14 protein-coding genes are annotated in these 14,262 nt (G+C 75.3%); 4 read left to right on the forward strand and 10 right to left on the reverse strand.

Going from position 1 to position 14,262, the window contains the following annotated elements; translation table 11 throughout:
- Positions 1-3 precede the first annotated feature (3 nt).
- Entirely contained in the window at positions 4-765 is a 762-nt protein-coding gene (locus tag RTG05_RS14440; RefSeq protein WP_166525697.1) for an enoyl-CoA hydratase/isomerase family protein, read from the forward strand.
- 114 nt (positions 766-879) lie between these two features.
- The gene (locus tag RTG05_RS14445; protein ID WP_166525698.1) at positions 880-2,196 is read left to right on the forward strand and encodes a citrate synthase; all 1,317 of its coding nucleotides are present in this window, start codon (positions 880-882) and stop codon (positions 2,194-2,196) included.
- A gap of 51 nt (positions 2,197-2,247) precedes the next feature.
- On the opposite strand, the gene RTG05_RS14450 is transcribed toward RTG05_RS14445, so the two are convergent.
- The 4 genes from RTG05_RS14450 to RTG05_RS14465 all read right to left on the reverse strand — a co-directional run bounded on the left by RTG05_RS14450 (position 2,248) and on the right by RTG05_RS14465 (position 5,648).
- Entirely contained in the window at positions 2,248-3,024 is a 777-nt protein-coding gene (locus RTG05_RS14450) for a fumarylacetoacetate hydrolase family protein (RefSeq protein WP_166525699.1), read from the reverse strand.
- A complete protein-coding gene (locus tag RTG05_RS14455) occupies positions 3,024-3,812 on the reverse strand; it encodes an SDR family oxidoreductase (RefSeq protein ID WP_166525700.1) in 789 nt (262 codons plus the stop codon). The genes RTG05_RS14450 and RTG05_RS14455 overlap by 1 nt, the downstream gene beginning before the upstream one ends.
- 29 nt (positions 3,813-3,841) lie before the next feature.
- A complete protein-coding gene (locus RTG05_RS14460) occupies positions 3,842-4,696 on the reverse strand; it encodes a fumarylacetoacetate hydrolase family protein (protein ID WP_166525701.1) in 855 nt (284 codons plus the stop codon).
- A gap of 64 nt (positions 4,697-4,760) precedes the next feature.
- On the reverse strand, positions 4,761-5,648 hold the full coding sequence (locus RTG05_RS14465; RefSeq protein WP_166525702.1) for a dihydrodipicolinate synthase family protein: 888 nt from the start codon (positions 5,646-5,648) through the stop codon (positions 4,761-4,763).
- Between the two features lie 119 nt (positions 5,649-5,767).
- On the opposite strand from RTG05_RS14465, the gene lhgO reads away from it, so the two are divergent.
- Both lhgO and RTG05_RS14475 read left to right on the forward strand, forming a co-directional pair.
- On the forward strand, positions 5,768-6,979 hold the full coding sequence (lhgO, locus tag RTG05_RS14470) for an L-2-hydroxyglutarate dehydrogenase (protein WP_166525703.1): 1,212 nt from the start codon (positions 5,768-5,770) through the stop codon (positions 6,977-6,979).
- A 16-nt stretch (positions 6,980-6,995) separates the two neighbouring features.
- Positions 6,996-8,222, forward strand: a complete 1,227-nt coding sequence (locus tag RTG05_RS14475; protein ID WP_315911901.1) for an MFS transporter — start codon at positions 6,996-6,998, stop codon at positions 8,220-8,222.
- Between the two features lie 490 nt (positions 8,223-8,712).
- Here RTG05_RS14475 and RTG05_RS14480 read toward each other — a convergent pair whose 3' ends face one another.
- The 6 genes from RTG05_RS14480 to RTG05_RS14505 form a co-directional block, all read right to left on the reverse strand.
- Positions 8,713-9,081: a hypothetical protein gene (locus RTG05_RS14480; RefSeq protein ID WP_166525704.1), complete on the reverse strand. Its 369-nt coding sequence runs from the start codon at positions 9,079-9,081 to the stop codon at positions 8,713-8,715.
- Positions 9,082-9,394: 313 nt separating this feature from the next.
- Positions 9,395-10,891 carry an HNH endonuclease signature motif containing protein gene (locus RTG05_RS14485; protein ID WP_315911902.1) on the reverse strand — a complete coding sequence of 499 codons (1,497 nt, stop codon included), beginning with the start codon at positions 10,889-10,891 and terminating at the stop codon, positions 9,395-9,397.
- A gap of 77 nt (positions 10,892-10,968) precedes the next feature.
- Positions 10,969-11,403: a hypothetical protein gene (locus tag RTG05_RS14490; protein ID WP_166525705.1), complete on the reverse strand. Its 435-nt coding sequence runs from the start codon at positions 11,401-11,403 to the stop codon at positions 10,969-10,971.
- A gap of 67 nt (positions 11,404-11,470) precedes the next feature.
- Positions 11,471-12,352, reverse strand: coding sequence for a DUF1932 domain-containing protein (locus RTG05_RS14495; protein ID WP_166525706.1), 882 nt, complete (start codon positions 12,350-12,352; stop codon positions 11,471-11,473).
- Entirely contained in the window at positions 12,349-13,023 is a 675-nt protein-coding gene (locus RTG05_RS14500) for an RraA family protein (RefSeq protein WP_166525707.1), read from the reverse strand. The genes RTG05_RS14495 and RTG05_RS14500 overlap by 4 nt, the downstream gene beginning before the upstream one ends.
- A 10-nt stretch (positions 13,024-13,033) precedes the next feature.
- On the reverse strand, positions 13,034-14,260 hold the full coding sequence (locus tag RTG05_RS14505) for an MFS transporter (protein ID WP_166525708.1): 1,227 nt from the start codon (positions 14,258-14,260) through the stop codon (positions 13,034-13,036).
- Positions 14,261-14,262 lie beyond the last annotated feature (2 nt).

Below are 14,262 nucleotides of genomic sequence, written 5' to 3' on the forward strand. Positions count from 1 at the left end.
GCAATGGCTGAGTCGATCGCGGCCGACGACGCCGCCCCGGTGCGGGTCCTCCGCGACGACCGTGCGGTGACCGTGCTGATCGACCGGCCCGCGCAGCGCAACGCGCTGTCGGTACCGATGAGCCGGGCACTCGGCGCCGCCCTCGAGGAGCACGCGGCCACCCCGCTGCCGCTGGTCCTGCGCAGCGCCGTCCCCGGGATGTTCGTGTCCGGGACCGACGTGGCCTCGCTCCGGGCGCGCACCGTGGAGGACAGCCTGGGCCGGGTCAACAGCGCACTGTTCCAGCGGCTGTACGACCACCCGTGGCCGACGGTGGCCGTGGTCGACGGTGCGGCGCTGGGCGGCGGCTGCGAGCTGGCCCTGGCCTGCGACGTCCGGATCACCACCGAGGACGCCCAGTGGGGGCTGCCCGAGGTGCGGCTCGGGATCATCCCCAGCGCCGGGGCGCTCACCCGGCTGGCCGCCCTGGTGGGCACCGGCACGGCGACCGACCTGGTCCTCACCGGCCGGCGGATCCGCGGCCGGGAGGCCGCCACGCTCGGCCTGGCCTCGCGGGTCACCACCCCCGCGGGGCTGGACGCCGCGCTCGACGCCCTGCTGGACGACCTGGGCGCCGCGGCACCCCTGGCCCAGCGGTTGGCCAAGGAGGCGATGCGCGTGGGCGGGGACCGCCACCGCCTCGTCGACGCCGCCGCGCAGGCGCTCTGCCTCGGCACCGAGGAGGCCCAGCGACGACTGCAGGCACTCCTGGACCGGGCCGGCTGACCACCGCAGGCGCGGCCCGGGGCGCGACCCGACGTGCGGTGGTGGGGAGCCGGGGCCGGCGGCAGGCGGGTCGCTGCAGCGCCCGTCACCTGAGGGGGCTAGCGTCCCGGGCCCATGAGCGAGTCTGCGAGCGCCTCGGCCGCCGGTGACCCCGTCGTGTCCCTGCGCCACCCTGGTGGAGATCTGCCCCTGCGCGTGGTCCCGGCCACCGAGGGGGCGGCCGGTCTGGACACCGGCAAGTTGCTGGCCACGACCGGTCACGTGGCCCTGGACATCGGCTTCGTCAACACCGCCGCGTGCACCTCGGCGATCACCTACATCGACGGTGACGCCGGGATCCTGCGCTACCGCGGCTACCCGATCGACCAGCTGGCCGGCAAGGCGTCCTTCGCCGAGGTGTCCTACCTGCTGATCTACGGCGAGCTGCCCACCGCCGACCAGCTGTCCGACTTCGACTCCCGGCTGCGCCGGCACACCCTGCTGCACGAGGACCTCAAGCAGTTCTTCAAGGGCTTCCCCCGCGACGCGCACCCCATGCCGGTGCTCTCCTCGGCGGTGTCGGCGCTGTCCACCTTCTACCAGGACTCGCTGGACCCCTTCGACGACCGGCAGGTGGAGATCTCCACCCTGCGGCTGCTGGCCAAGCTGCCCACCATCGCCGCCTACGCCTACAAGAAGTCCGTCGGGCAGCCGTTCCTGTACCCGGACAACTCCCTGGGCCTGACGGAGAACTTCCTGCGGATGACCTTCGGGTTCCCCGCCGAGCCCTACGAGGTCGACCCGGACCTGGCCGCCGCCCTGGACATGCTGTTCGTGCTGCACGCCGACCACGAGCAGAACTGCTCCACCTCCACCGTGCGCCTGGTCGGCTCCTCCCAGGCCAACCTCTTCGCCTCCGTGTCGGCCGGCATCAACGCCCTGTTCGGCCCGCTGCACGGCGGGGCCAACCAGTCGGTGCTGGAGATGCTCGAGTCGATCCAGCGCGAGGGCGGGGACATCCCCGCCTTCGTGGAGCGGGTCAAGAAGCGCGAGCCCGGGGTGAAGCTGATGGGCTTCGGGCACCGGGTGTACAAGAACTACGACCCCCGCGCCGCGATCGTGAAGTCGACCGCCGACTCCGTGCTGGACAAGCTCGGCGGGGACAACCAGCTGCTGGACCTGGCCCGGCAGCTGGAGGAGATCGCGCTGTCCGACGACTACTTCGTCGAGCGCAAGCTCTACCCCAACGTCGACTTCTACACCGGCCTGATCTACCGGGCCATGGGCTTCCCCACCCGCATGTTCACCGTGCTGTTCGCCCTGGGCCGCCTGCCCGGGTGGATCGCCCAGTGGCGGGAGATGATCGCCGACCCGGCCACCAAGATCGGCCGCCCCCGGCAGGTCTACACCGGCGCCACCGAGCGCACCTTCCTGCCCCTCGACCAGCGCTGAGGGCCGCGGCCGCTGCCCGCTCCCCCGGGGGCGGGCAGCGCCGACGGGCGGTCAGCCGGCGGTGATGCGGGTGGTCAGCGACCCGATGCCGGCGATGCTCACCGTCACCTCGTCGCCGGCGTGCAGCGACCCGACGCCGGCCGGGGTGCCGGTCAGCACGACGTCCCCGGGCAGCAGGGTCATCGTCTGGCTGACCCAGGACACGCACGCGGCCACGTCCAGCAGCATGTCGGCGGTGGTGCCGTCCTGGCGCACGTCGCCGTTCACCGTCGTCCGCAGCGCCAGTGCCGAGGGGTCCACGTCGGTCTCCACCCAGGGGCCCAGCGGGCAGGACCGGTCGAAGCCCTTCGCGCGGGTCCACTGCTTCTCCGCGCGCTGCAGGTCCCGCATCGTCAGGTCGTTGGCGACGGTGTAGCCCAGCACCACCCCGGCCACCCGCTCGGCCGGCACGCGGGTGCACTCGGTGCCGATGACGACGGCCAGCTCACCCTCGAAGTGCAGGTCGGCGGTGTCCGGCGGGTAGGGCACCTCCGCGTCGGGGCCCACCACCGAGGTGGAGAACTTGGCGAACACCACCGGGATCTCGGGCACCTCGTTGCCCAGCTCCCGGGCGTGCTCGGCGTAGTTGCGGCCCAGGCACAGCACCTTGCTCGGCTCCACGGGGGCGAGCAGCCGGACGTCGGCCAGCGGGGTCCGCTCCCCCGTCGTCCGGACGCCGCCGAACGGGTCGCCGTCCAGCCGGACGACGACGGCGTCGTCGCCGTCGCCCTCCACCAGGCCGTGCGACGCCGGGCCGCCCCCGGCCGGCTCGTAACGCGCGATGCGCATCAGATGGCCCGGACCATGCCGCCGTCGACCAGCAGGTTCTGGCCGGTGACGTAGGTGTTCGCGCCGGAGACGAGGAACGCCGCGACGTTGGCGAACTCCTCCGGGGTGCCGTAGCGGCCGACGGGGATGGCGGCCTCGCTCTTCGCGCGGACCTCCTCGACCGGCAGCCCGGTCCGCTCGGCGGCGGCGGCGTCCAGGCTGGCCACGCGGTCGGTGGCGATCCGCCCCGGTCCGATGGTGTTGACCAGCACGCCGTCGCCGGCGACCTCGAGGGCCAGGCTCTTGGCCAGCCCGAGGATGCCCACCCGGAAGGTGTTGGACAGCATCAGGTTGTCGATCGGCTGCTTGATCGACGAGGACGCCACGGTGACGATCCGGCCCCACCGCTGCTCGCGCATGTGCGGCAGCACGCCGCGGAACAGCCGCACGCTGGAGAGCAGGTTCAGCTCGAAGGCACCCTGCCAGGCGGCGTCGTCCAGGGCGTCGAACCCGCCGGGCCTCGGGCCGCCGGCGTTGTTGACCAGGACGTCGACGCCGCCGAGGCGCTCCCGGGTCTCGGTCAGCAGCCGGTCGAGGTCGGCGGCGTCGGCGACGTCGGCCGGGCAGTGCTCGACCTGCGCGCCGGTGGCCTCGGCGATCTCCTGCGCGGTGCGGGCCAGCTGGTCGGCGCCGCGGCTGGAGATCATCACCCGCGCTCCCTCGGCGGCCAGCCGGGTGGCGGTGGCGCGGCCCAGGCCCTTGGAGGCGGCGGTGACCAGGGCGACCCGGCCGGTGAGTTCGAGGTCCATCGCAGGTGCGCTCCGTCGATCGGGGGCCGTCAGGCCACGGGGTTGGTGAGCTCGCGGAAGCCGGTGATCTGCACGCCGGCGGTGTCACCGGAGCGGATGTGCACCGCGCCCGGCGTCCCGGTGGAGATGACGTCGCCGGGCAGCAGGGTCATGACCCGCGAGTGGAAGGCGACCAGCCACCAGGGCCGGAAGGTCATGTTCGACACGACGTTGCGCCGGTGCACCTGCCCGTTGTGGACGGTGGCCACCTCCAGCGCCTCGACGTCGGCCACCTCGTCGACCGTGACCAGCTCGGGGCCGAAGCTGAAGAAGGTGTCGAAGCTCTTGGAGCGGGTCAGGTAGCGCGGGTTCTTCTCCAGGATGTCCTCGGCGGTCATGTCGACGATCGTGGTGAACCCGGCGACCACCGAGGCCGCGTCGGCCTCGTCGACGTCCCTGCACTGCCGGCCGATGACCACGCCGAGCTCGCCCTCGGCGGTGGTGCGCTGGGACTGCGGGGGGATCCGGATGGCGTCGCCCGGGCCGATGATCGTGGTGTCGGGCTTGAGGAAGCTGGCCGGCTCGGTCGAGGGCGCCTTCTCCGACAGGTCGGCGGCGTGCTCCACGTAGTTGAGCCCGATGCCCCAGATCTTGCGCGGGCGCCGGTAGAGCGGGGCGTACGCCAGCTGCTCCTGAGGCACGACCAGCCCGTCGAGCCCGGCGGCGTCCCGGCCGGCCACCCAGTCGCGCAGCTCCGCCAGCCGGCCGGTCTCCAGCAGCTCCTGCACGGTCTCCGGCCAGTCGGTGCCCGCGTCCTCGTTGAGCACGGGCAGCGGCACCGCGCCGCCGGGGCGCACCAGCGCGCCGGTCTCGGCGCCGTCCAGGCGCAGGGTGGTCAGTCGCACGGAGGGTCCTCTCACGGGCAGCCGGGGACGCGCGTCGGTGCGCGCCCGGCCGGGGGTGGGCGGGCTACAGGCCGACGGCGGTGATCAGGTCGTCGAGCTCGGCGAGGGTCAGCTCGTCGACCGGCGGGGCCGGGAAGCGGGCGTGCGCCGAGGCGATCGCGCCGCGGCGGAGGAAGACCTGCTTGCGGATGGTCACCCCGCCGACGCCGAGCTGGGCCTCGTACCGGATCAGCGGCAGGTACCGGAAGAAGAACTCCTGGGCGCCCGCGCGGTCACCGGCGGCGAACCGCTCGTAGGTGCCGACGAGCACCTGCGGGAAGCCGAAGCCGGTCATGATGCCGTCGGCCCCGCGCAGCAGCTCCTCGTACAGGTAGAGCCCGCCGAGACCGCCGAAGACGCCGACCGGCTCCTTGGCCCGCTGCTTCACCGCGGTGATCTTGGGCAGCGTCGGGGTCTCCTCGAGCTTGAGGTAGCGGCAGCCCGCGATCTCGTCGAGCAGCCGGACGAGGAACGGCGCGGGCATGACCACCCCGGTGTTGACCGGCTCGTCCTGCACCACGACCGGCACCGACACCGCCTCGGCGACCAGCCGGAAGTGCTCGAAGACCAGGTCGAGGTTCCGGGTGTTCTCCGGCGGGGCGAGCATCACGGCTGCGGCGCCGGCGTCCTCGGCACGACGGGCGTAGTCCAGGGCCATCACGGTGGCCCGCGCCGAGACGCCGGCGACGACCGGCACCCGCCCGGCGGTGGCCTGCAGGTAGCGGCGCAGCACCCGGTCGCGCTCCTCGTCGAGCAGCTTGGCGGCCTCGCCCATGATCCCGAGGATGGTCAGCCCGTGCGCCCCGGCGCCGAGGTAGTCCTCGACCAGGGTGTCGATGCTGCCCTCGTCGACCGCGCCGTCCTCGGTGAACGGGGTCAGTGTGATCGGCAGCACACCGGTCAGGGCGGTCACCGGGAACTACCCTGCGGACGGGGACGACGGCCTCGGGCCGGGTGTGCGACGGAGATCACGACGGTCACCGTAGCCGCTGGTCACGATCGGCTCCCAGGTCCTGCCGAGAACGGAGAGCGATGCCGGTCCAGCGATACGCCGTGGTCGGGGGCGGGATCATCGGGACGGCGGTGGCCCGCCGCCTGCTCGTCCAGCGTCCGGACGCCGTGGTGACGGTGCTGGAGAAGGAGGACCGGCTGGCCACCCACCAGACCGGCCGCAACTCCGGGGTGGTGCACGCCGGCCTGTACTACGAGCCGGGCTCGCTCAAGGCCCGGCTGTGCCGCCGCGGCGTGGGGCTGCTCAAGGAGTTCTGCGCCGAACGGGGCCTGCCCTACGACGAGGTCGGCAAGGTGCTCGTCGCGCTCGACGGCGCCGAGGAGCAACGGCTGGGCGCGATCGCCGAGCGGGCCCGGGCCAACGGCGTCCCCGGCATCCGGGTCATCGACCGCGCCGAGCTGCGCGAGATCGAGCCGCACGTCGCCGGCATCGCCGCCCTGCACTCGCCGAGCACCGCGATCTGCGACTACGTGTCGGTCACCGACCGGCTCGCCGACGACGCCCGCGCGGCCGGCGCCACGTTCCGCACCGGCTTCGCCGTCGCCGGGCTGCGGCACGCCGGCGGGCAGGTGGTGGTGACCAGCACCGCCGGCGAGGAGGTCGTCGTCGACCGGGTGGTGCTGTGCGCCGGGCTGCAAGTCGACCGGCTGGCGCGGCTGGCCGGCGACGACGACGCGCCGCGGATCGTGCCCTTCCGCGGCGAGTACTACGCGCTCACCCCGGACAAGCGGTCCCTGGTCAACGGCCTGGTCTACCCGGTGCCCGACCCGCGGTACCCCTTCCTCGGGGTGCACCTGACCCCGCGGTTCGACGGCGAGGTGCTGGTCGGCCCCAACGCCGTCCTGGCGCTGGCCCGGGAGGGCTACACGTGGCGGGACGTCTCCCCCGCCGAGCTGGCCGCCATCGCCCGCTTCCCCGGGTTCCGGCGGTTCGCCCGGCAGCACTGGCGCACGGGACTCGCGGAGATGCGCGGGTCGCTGTCGAAGAAGGCGTACACCGCCGCGGCCCGCCGCTACGTGCCGGAGCTGACCGCCGAGGACATGGTGCCGGCGACGGCGGGGATCCGGGCGCAGGCGCTGGAGTCCGACGGCAGCCTGGTCGACGACTTCCGGATCACCCGGCGCGGCGCGGTGGTCGCCGTGCGGAACGCGCCCTCGCCGGCGGCGACGTCGTCCCTGGCGATCGCCGAGCACCTGGTCGAGGTGCTGCTGACCGAGGACGACGCGGCGTGAGGGTGGTGCGGACCTCGTGAGCGCGCGCCGGGAGCGGCCCGTGGGCACCGCCCGCGCGGCGACCGCGGCGGTCACGGTGACCACCGCGGGCGTGCTCCCGGCGTACCTCGTCGGCGTCCTCTGGGTGCAGGTGAGTGCCGACCTGGACGTCGGTCCCTCGCTGCTCGGCCTGCTGGTCGCGGCGTTCTTCGGCACCTCGGCGGTCTCGGCCCTGTCCGCCGGCACCCTGGTGCGCCGGCTCGGCACGGTGGTCGTGGTCCGGCTGGCCAGCGGGACCGCGGCGGCGGCGATGCTGCTGGTCGCGCTGGCCACCCCCGACGTCGGCGTCGTGGTGGCGGCGCTGGTGCTGGCCGGGTGGGGCAACGGCATCGGTCAGCCGGCCAGCAACGACCTCATCGCCTGCTCGGTGTCGTCGGGCCGGCAGGGCCTGGCGTACGGCCTCAAGCAGGCGGCGATCCCGTTGTCGACGCTGCTGGCGGGGGTGGCGGTGCCGCTGGTGGCCATCCCGCTGGGCTGGCGGACGGCGTTCGGGCTGGGTGCCGGGCTGGCGCTGCTCGTCGCGCTGTCGGTGCCGAGCGCGCGGCGGCTGGGGACGGCGGGGTCGTCGTCGGCGCCGTCGGAGGCCGCCGGCCCGTTCCGCCGCGCGCCGCTCTACGTGCTCACCGTCGGGCTCATGCTGGGCGCGGCGACCGGCAACGCGCTCGGCGCGTTCTCCGTGAGCACCGCGGTCGCCGGCGGCATCGACCCCGCGACGGCGGGCGTGCTGGCCGCCGTGGCCAGTGGAGTCGGCGCGGTCGCCCGGGTGGTCGTCGGCTGGCTGGCCGACCGCATCCGCACCCGGTGGCTGCTGGTCGTCGCGGCGCAGATGTCGCTGGGCGGGCTGTCCTACGCGCTGTTGGGCACCGGCGTGGAGGCGCTCATCGTGGTCGGCGCGGTGCTCGGCTACTGCACCGGCTGGGCGTGGGCCGGCCTGTCGACGTACGCGGTGACCCGCATGCACCACGGCATGGCCGCCCGGGCGACCTCGATCACCCAGGGCGGGATGGGCCTGGGCGCCGCGCTGGGGCCGCTGGCCTTCGGTGCCGTGGTGTCGGCCGGCTCCTACACCCTCGCCTGGAGCGCGACCGCCGCGCTGGCCGTGCTCGGCGGGCTGGTCATCGTGCTGGGCCGGCGCCTGCTGCTGCGCGAGCGCCCCGCCCTGGTCGCCGCACACCGCGAACGCCGGACCGCCGCCCGCGCCTGACGCCCTGGTGCGGGCCGCCGGGCGATCGTCGGTCACTGGGCGTGCCCGGCGATGACGTGTGCCCCCTCTCGTGTCCCTGAAGGCGGCCGGTGGGACACAGTGGGTCGGCACCCGGGTGGACCGCCGACTCGGTCGATGCCCCTGACTCAATGGGGTGAAGGAGTTGTCCACGGCGCCGTCGTCAACAACCGTCCGCGGGTGTGTCTCGCCGTATGGCCACGGCCTCCTGCGTCCTTGCTGTGGCGCTAGGCGTTCTGGTCCTCCTCTGGCTGGCCCTCCCGGCACTACTGGAAGGCCGGACCTTGATCGGAGTCCTCGTCGCCGTTTGCGCTGGGCTTGCTGTCGTCTTCGGGGTGGCCGGCTCGGTGGTGGTCTCAAGGGCACGCAGCCGTCGTCCCTAGATGGGCCGTCACGGGACAACGACCGAGCGGGCAGTGAGGGCGGCAGAGACACCCGCGGTCGCGCGGACAGCCTGAGGTCGCGAGCCGCTTCAGCGCCGTTGACGTCGGTGGGCCGTGCCGACGAGGGCGGCGCTCGCGCTGAGTGCCAGGATCGCCGCCAGCCCGACGGGGAGCTGCACACCGTTCCCTGCCGCAGAGGTCCACGGAAGGACCACGAACAGCGTCCACAGGGCTACGGAGGCGGCACCCGCCGCACGAGGTGCGGTGGAGGCCGTCGTGGTGATCAGCACGACGGCCGCCACGATGGACAGCGGCAGGGCAGCCAGTAGGACGAGGATCCCGGCACCGATGTTCGCGCCTTGGTCCGGCGGGGTCGCCAGGACCGCGATGACGACGACCAACCAGAGGGCATCGGCCACGACCGTGAGCACCACACCGGCCTTCTGGCCCGACGTCACGGGTCTGCTGTGCGGCGGACGGGAGGTGGTGGCGGCACGTCGTCATGGTCATCCGTGGCCGACCGCAGCACCAGCGAGGTCGCCTGAACGGTTGCCTCCGCCGCTGCACGTACACGCGAGGCAACAGACGACCTGTCCCTGACTGGGCCGCAAGGACACGGGCAGCGCGAGCCGCGCGCCCGGACTCCTGCGACGACCCGTGGCCAGAGGCCTGCAGGGAGGCGGGCCACACGCGCGCTGTGGCGTGGTCGTCCCGTGGCCGTCGCGCTCGTGACGCTCGCCGGCTCAGCGAGCGAGTCCGGTCGTCCCGCGGTCAGAACGGTGGCGGTTCGTCGTCCATCGGAGCCGTGGTCGGCGGTGTCTCGTCCGCCTCGGGTGGATCGGTCGCGGGTGGTCGCAGCCCCGGTGGCCTCGTGGTGCGGGTGACCCCGGAGGGGGTGGTGACGTGCAGCGTGCCGTCGGCGTCCATGACGAACCGCCAGCCGCGGGCCAGGGTCTTCAGCCGGTGGTGACTCCGGCACAGGCAGCAGAGGTTGGCGCAGTCGGTGGGGCCGCCGCAGGCGTGCGGGATGACGTGGTCGGCGTCGGCCCAGCCGGCCCGCTGCCCGCAGTGGGGGAACCGGCAGCCCCGGTCACGGGTGTGCAGGAAGGTCTGCTGGGCGGTGGTCGGGGTGTAGGCGCCGGTCGCCCGCGGACGGCTCAGCACCGCGCACCCGCACTCCTCAGCTGGGTGCTCCGGGCAGCCGCGGCGGGCGGTGCGGCGCAGCTGGTCGAGGCCGGCGGTGGCCAGCAGCCGCCCGTCGCCGTCGGTGAGCGCGAAGCCCAGGGATCCGCCCTCGGGTGCGGTGAGGCCCAGGGCTCCGATGCGCCGCAGCAGGTCGCGCACGTGGCCGGCAGTGATGGGCAGCCCGTCCACCGCGCCGGGCGTCGCCGTGCGGCCCTCCAGCGCGTCCAGCGCCGCGGTGACCGTGACCTGTGCGGTCGCCGCCGGCAGGCCGGAGTCGGCGGGGCGGCGCAGCAGCAGCGAGCACACCTCGGTGCGGATGGCCCCGATCGGGCGGTCGTCGCCGTCGGCCTTGGCCATCCGGGCCAGCTGGTCGACCAGGTCGAACGCCTCGGCGGCCTCGTCGGCGGGCAGTTCCGCGGCGAAGGCGGCCATGCCCTCCAGGTGGGACGGCCAGGTGCGCACGTCGGCCTGCCGCTTCGCGTCCTCCTTGCGGGCGTCGACGGCGTCGGCGTCCAGTTCCAGCAGCAGCGCGGTCGCCCGGGACCGCAGCCGGCCGGTCGACAACGCGGTGGCGACGGGCAGGACCCGGGCCTCGACCTGCCGAGCGGTGGCCGGACTCGTGTGCGCGCACACGTCGGCCAGCACCTTCGCCCGTGGCTCGTCCAGCACCCCGTCGGCCATCGCTGCGAGGGTGGCCGGCAGCCGCTCCTGCCACACCGAGGCGCGCACCGCTAGGTGGCTGGCGGTGCCGCGGCCGCAGTTGAGGACCACCGCCAGCTCGGCGGTGAAGAACTCCGACACACCGGGCAGCTCGGCGTCCGGCGCCCACGACCCCCGCCTGGCCCCGGGGTGGTCCGGCGGTGGGTCGAGGGTGTCCGGGCTGTGATCGGCCAGCGCCATCACCAGCTCGGCTTCGTAGGCGGCGGTCATGGCCTTCCGCGCCTGCACCCGGGCCAGCTCGGCGGCCGCCTGCTCCCGGGACAGCAGGTCCACCGGCAGCCGTGGCAGGTCCACCGGCCGGGCCACCGCCCAGTCGATCAGCACGCCCTCGGCGGACGAGACCTGCCCGGTGACCAGCTCCACGACCTGCAACCTACGGCGGGGGTACGACAGTCCCGGGCGTCTGACCAGCGGGTTCCTGCCGGGCGGGTTCGTGTCGGTCAGCGGGCCGGCCAGGCGGCCAGCGGTGGGCGGTCCTCTCCGTGGCTGCCGCCGGCGTGCGCGACCGCGGCCAGCACGAGGGCCAGGTGGTCGCGGTCGAGCCCGGCGGCGAGGTCGCCGAGGTCGACCGGCTGCCCGTCGGCCAGCGAGGCCGCCGCGCGGAGCAGCCGCAGCTGGCTGCCGCTGCCGCCGATCACGCCGGCGCGCAGGGCGGCGTCGACGTCGGGCCAGGCGACCTGCGCCCACAGGCCCCCGCCGTCGACGTCCCCGAGCAGGGACACGAGGCCGGCCTGCTGCAGCTGGGCCGGCCAGTGCCCGGCGTTGACGAGCAGCAGGACGGCGGCCTCGGCGGCGTAGTCGCCGACGGCGGCGCGCAGCAGGGCGTTCTCGACGTCGACCAGGTCCAGGTCGGTCGCCCTCGGCTCGGGGATCACCGTCGCCCCCTCCGCAGTGGTGTGGCAGGTCGCCGTCAGCCTGCCGGAGGGGTCCGACGGTTCCGTCTCAGCCGGGCAGGCCGCGCAGCACCTCCAGCGCCTCGGCCAGGGTGGCCGGCACCTCGCCGGGCGGCCGCCCGGTGCGCTCCAGCCCCGCGGCGGTGCGCTCCTGGCGGGCGACCAGGGCAGCGGCCATGAGCGGGGGCACGCCGGTGGCCGCGACGGTGTCACGCACCATCCGGGCCTCGACCTGCCGGCGGCCGGCGTGCGCGACGTGCGTGGTGACCAGCATGGTGGCGAAGTCGCGGGTGGGCCAGCGGTCCAGCGTCTCCTCCACCATCGCCAGCAGCGGCTCGACGACGTCCATCTCGGAGGCGGCCAGCAGCGCCTCGGTCCACAGCGCCTCCATGCCCTTGACGACCACGCTGCGCAGCATCTTCAGCGCCGCCGCGGCACCGACCCGGTCCCCGACGACGGCGGTGTTGAGGCCGGCTCCGGACAGCAGCCCGGCGGCCTCGGCGGCGTCCGGCCCGGCCAGCGAGACGGGGATGCGGCTGCCGTCGAGCCGGATGCCCCCGCCGGTCATCACCCCGTCGACGACGCGGGCGCCGGGCAGCGCGCCGAGCACCGCCTCCTTCACCTGCGGCGCGGTGGAGTTGAGGTCGACGTAGAGGACGCCGTCGCCGGCCGCCGGCGCGAACGCCTCCGCCGCGGCCAGGGCGGTGGCCGGGGTGACCAGGGACAGCACGACGTCCCGCCCGGCCAGGCCTGCGACGTCGTCAACCGGCCGGGCGCCCGCCGCGCGGACCGCCGCGGCGACACTGCGGCCGCGCGAGGCGTCCAGCAGCAGCCGGTCGTGCACCACCAGGTCGGCGCCGGAGGCGGCCAGCGCGCCGCCGATCACGCGGCCGGCCTCGCCGAAGCCGAGCAGCCCCCACCGGGTGCTCACGGCGCCGTCACCCGCACCTCGGTGAGCGCCGCGGTCACCCACGAGCGGTCCAGCGTGCCGGCCGCGATGTCGGCGAACACCGCCTCCTCGGCCCGCAGCAGCCCCTCGCCGTCCGCGAGCACCTCCGCCGCCCGCTCGTGCGGCACCACCACCACGCCGTCCGCGTCGCCGACGACGACGTCACCGGCGCGCACCACCGTGCCGCCGGCCTGCACCGGCCCGCCGACCTCGCCGGGGCCGTCCTTGTACGGGCCGACGTGGGTCACCCCGCGCGCGAACACCGGCAGGGTGCCGGCGGCCAGGCCCTCGACGTCGCGCACCGCGCCGTCCACGACCAGGGCGGCCAGCCCGCGGGCGGCGGCGTAGCGGGCCATGATCTCGCCCAGCACCGCGCGGTCCAGCGCGCCGCCGCCGTCGACGACGAGCACGTCGCCGGGTGCGGCGAGGTCCAGGGCGCGGTGGACGACGAGGTTGTCGCCGGGGCGGGTGCGCACGGTCAGCGCCGGGCCGGCGACCCGCGGCCAGCGCCCGCCGGGCACGGGCAGCACGCCGGTGACGCCGCCGGTGCGCGCGAGGGCGTCGGACAGGATGCTCGTCGGCAGCGCGCGGGCCCGGGCCAGCAGGCCGTCGTCGGGGCGCGGGCCGGGCGGGTGCACGCGGCAGGTGCTCATGCGGAACTCCTCAGGTCGGGTCGAGGACACGGGTGCGCCGCCCCACCGGCAGGCCGCGGGAGCGGCGCACCATCCGGCGGCTGACCCGGACGGTGACCGCGCCGGCCAGGCTCAGTGCGGCGGTGGTGAGCCAGGCGGCGGGGTAGGAGGCGGTCTGGGCGACGACGCCGAACAGCAGCGGCCCGGACGCCGCCCCCAGCGACAGCCCGGTCTGCACGAACCCGGTGACCGAGGCGGCCGCGCCGCGGTTGTCGCGGATGACGGCGAAGTGGAACAGCCCGGTCCACGCCCAGCCGGCGCCGTAGGCGAGCACCCCGCCGGCGACGAAGGCGGGCACCGCGCCCAGGGCCATGAGCACGTAGCCCAGCGTGCCGAGGGTGAGCAGGTTGGCGATGAAGAGGTAGGCGCTGCGGGCCGGGTGCCGGTCGACGAACACCCCGTACCCGACGCGGCTGGCCAGCCCGAGCACCGAGCAAGCGGCGAACAGCAGTCCGGCCGCCCCGGCGCCGATGCCGGCGGCCACCGCGGAGTCGACGAGGAACACCCCGGTCGGGGTGGCCGCCGCCGAGCCGAGGAAGCCGCCGAGGGTGAGCACCACCAGCCCGCCGCGGGGCAGCCCGCGGTCCGGCGCGCGGGCGGCGGCGGCCTCGCGCGCCGCGGCGGTCCGCTGGCCGGCGTCCCGGCCGGCGAGGGAGGTCAGCAGCAGGAGCAGGGCCAGGCCCACCGCGCCGGCCACCGCCCACCGCCAGCCGGCCACCAGCGCGATGCCGGGGACGGCGAGGCCGCCGAGCAGGGTGGCGGCGGGGATCGAGGACTGCTTGATGCCGAACGCCACGCCGAGGCGCGCGTCGGTGACCAGCTCGGAGACGACCGCGTTGGCCGACGGCTGGGCGACCGCGTTGCCCAGCCCGCCGACCGCCAGCCCGGCCATCAGCGCGGCGGGTGACCCGGCCAGCCCGATGACGGTGAGCGAGGTGGTGGCCAGCGCCGCGGCCAGCGCGGCGCCGCGGCGGGAGCCCAGCCGCTGCACCAGCCGGCCGGCGGGGCGGGCGAGCGCCCCGGAGACGGCGAACAGGGTCGCCGCGGCCAGCCCGAACAGGCCCAGCCCGACGTCGAGCTCGGCGCGGATCTGCACCGCGAGCGCGCCGACGAGGAACGCCGGCAGCACGCCGAGCGCGGAGATCGACACCGCGCGGACGACGGCGCGCGCGGCCCCACCCCTGGCCACGCTCGTCATGG

The organism is Geodermatophilus sp. DSM 44513 (assembly GCF_032460525.1).
Lineage (GTDB): Bacteria > Actinomycetota > Actinomycetes > Mycobacteriales > Geodermatophilaceae > Geodermatophilus.

Coding starts and splice junctions, on each gene's coding strand:
- RTG05_RS14445 (WP_166525698.1), top strand. CDS start 880: ATGAGCGAGTCTGCGAGCGCCTCGGCCGCCGGTGACCCCGTCGTGTCC.
- RTG05_RS14505 (WP_166525708.1), bottom strand. CDS start 14,260: ATGACGAGCGTGGCCAGGGGTGGGGCCGCGCGCGCCGTCGTCCGCGCG.
- RTG05_RS14440 (WP_166525697.1), top strand. CDS start 4: ATGGCTGAGTCGATCGCGGCCGACGACGCCGCCCCGGTGCGGGTCCTC.
- RTG05_RS14455 (WP_166525700.1), bottom strand. CDS start 3,812: ATGGACCTCGAACTCACCGGCCGGGTCGCCCTGGTCACCGCCGCCTCC.
- lhgO (WP_166525703.1), top strand. CDS start 5,768: ATGCCGGTCCAGCGATACGCCGTGGTCGGGGGCGGGATCATCGGGACG.
- RTG05_RS14450 (WP_166525699.1), bottom strand. CDS start 3,024: ATGCGCATCGCGCGTTACGAGCCGGCCGGGGGCGGCCCGGCGTCGCAC.
- RTG05_RS14500 (WP_166525707.1), bottom strand. CDS start 13,023: ATGAGCACCTGCCGCGTGCACCCGCCCGGCCCGCGCCCCGACGACGGC.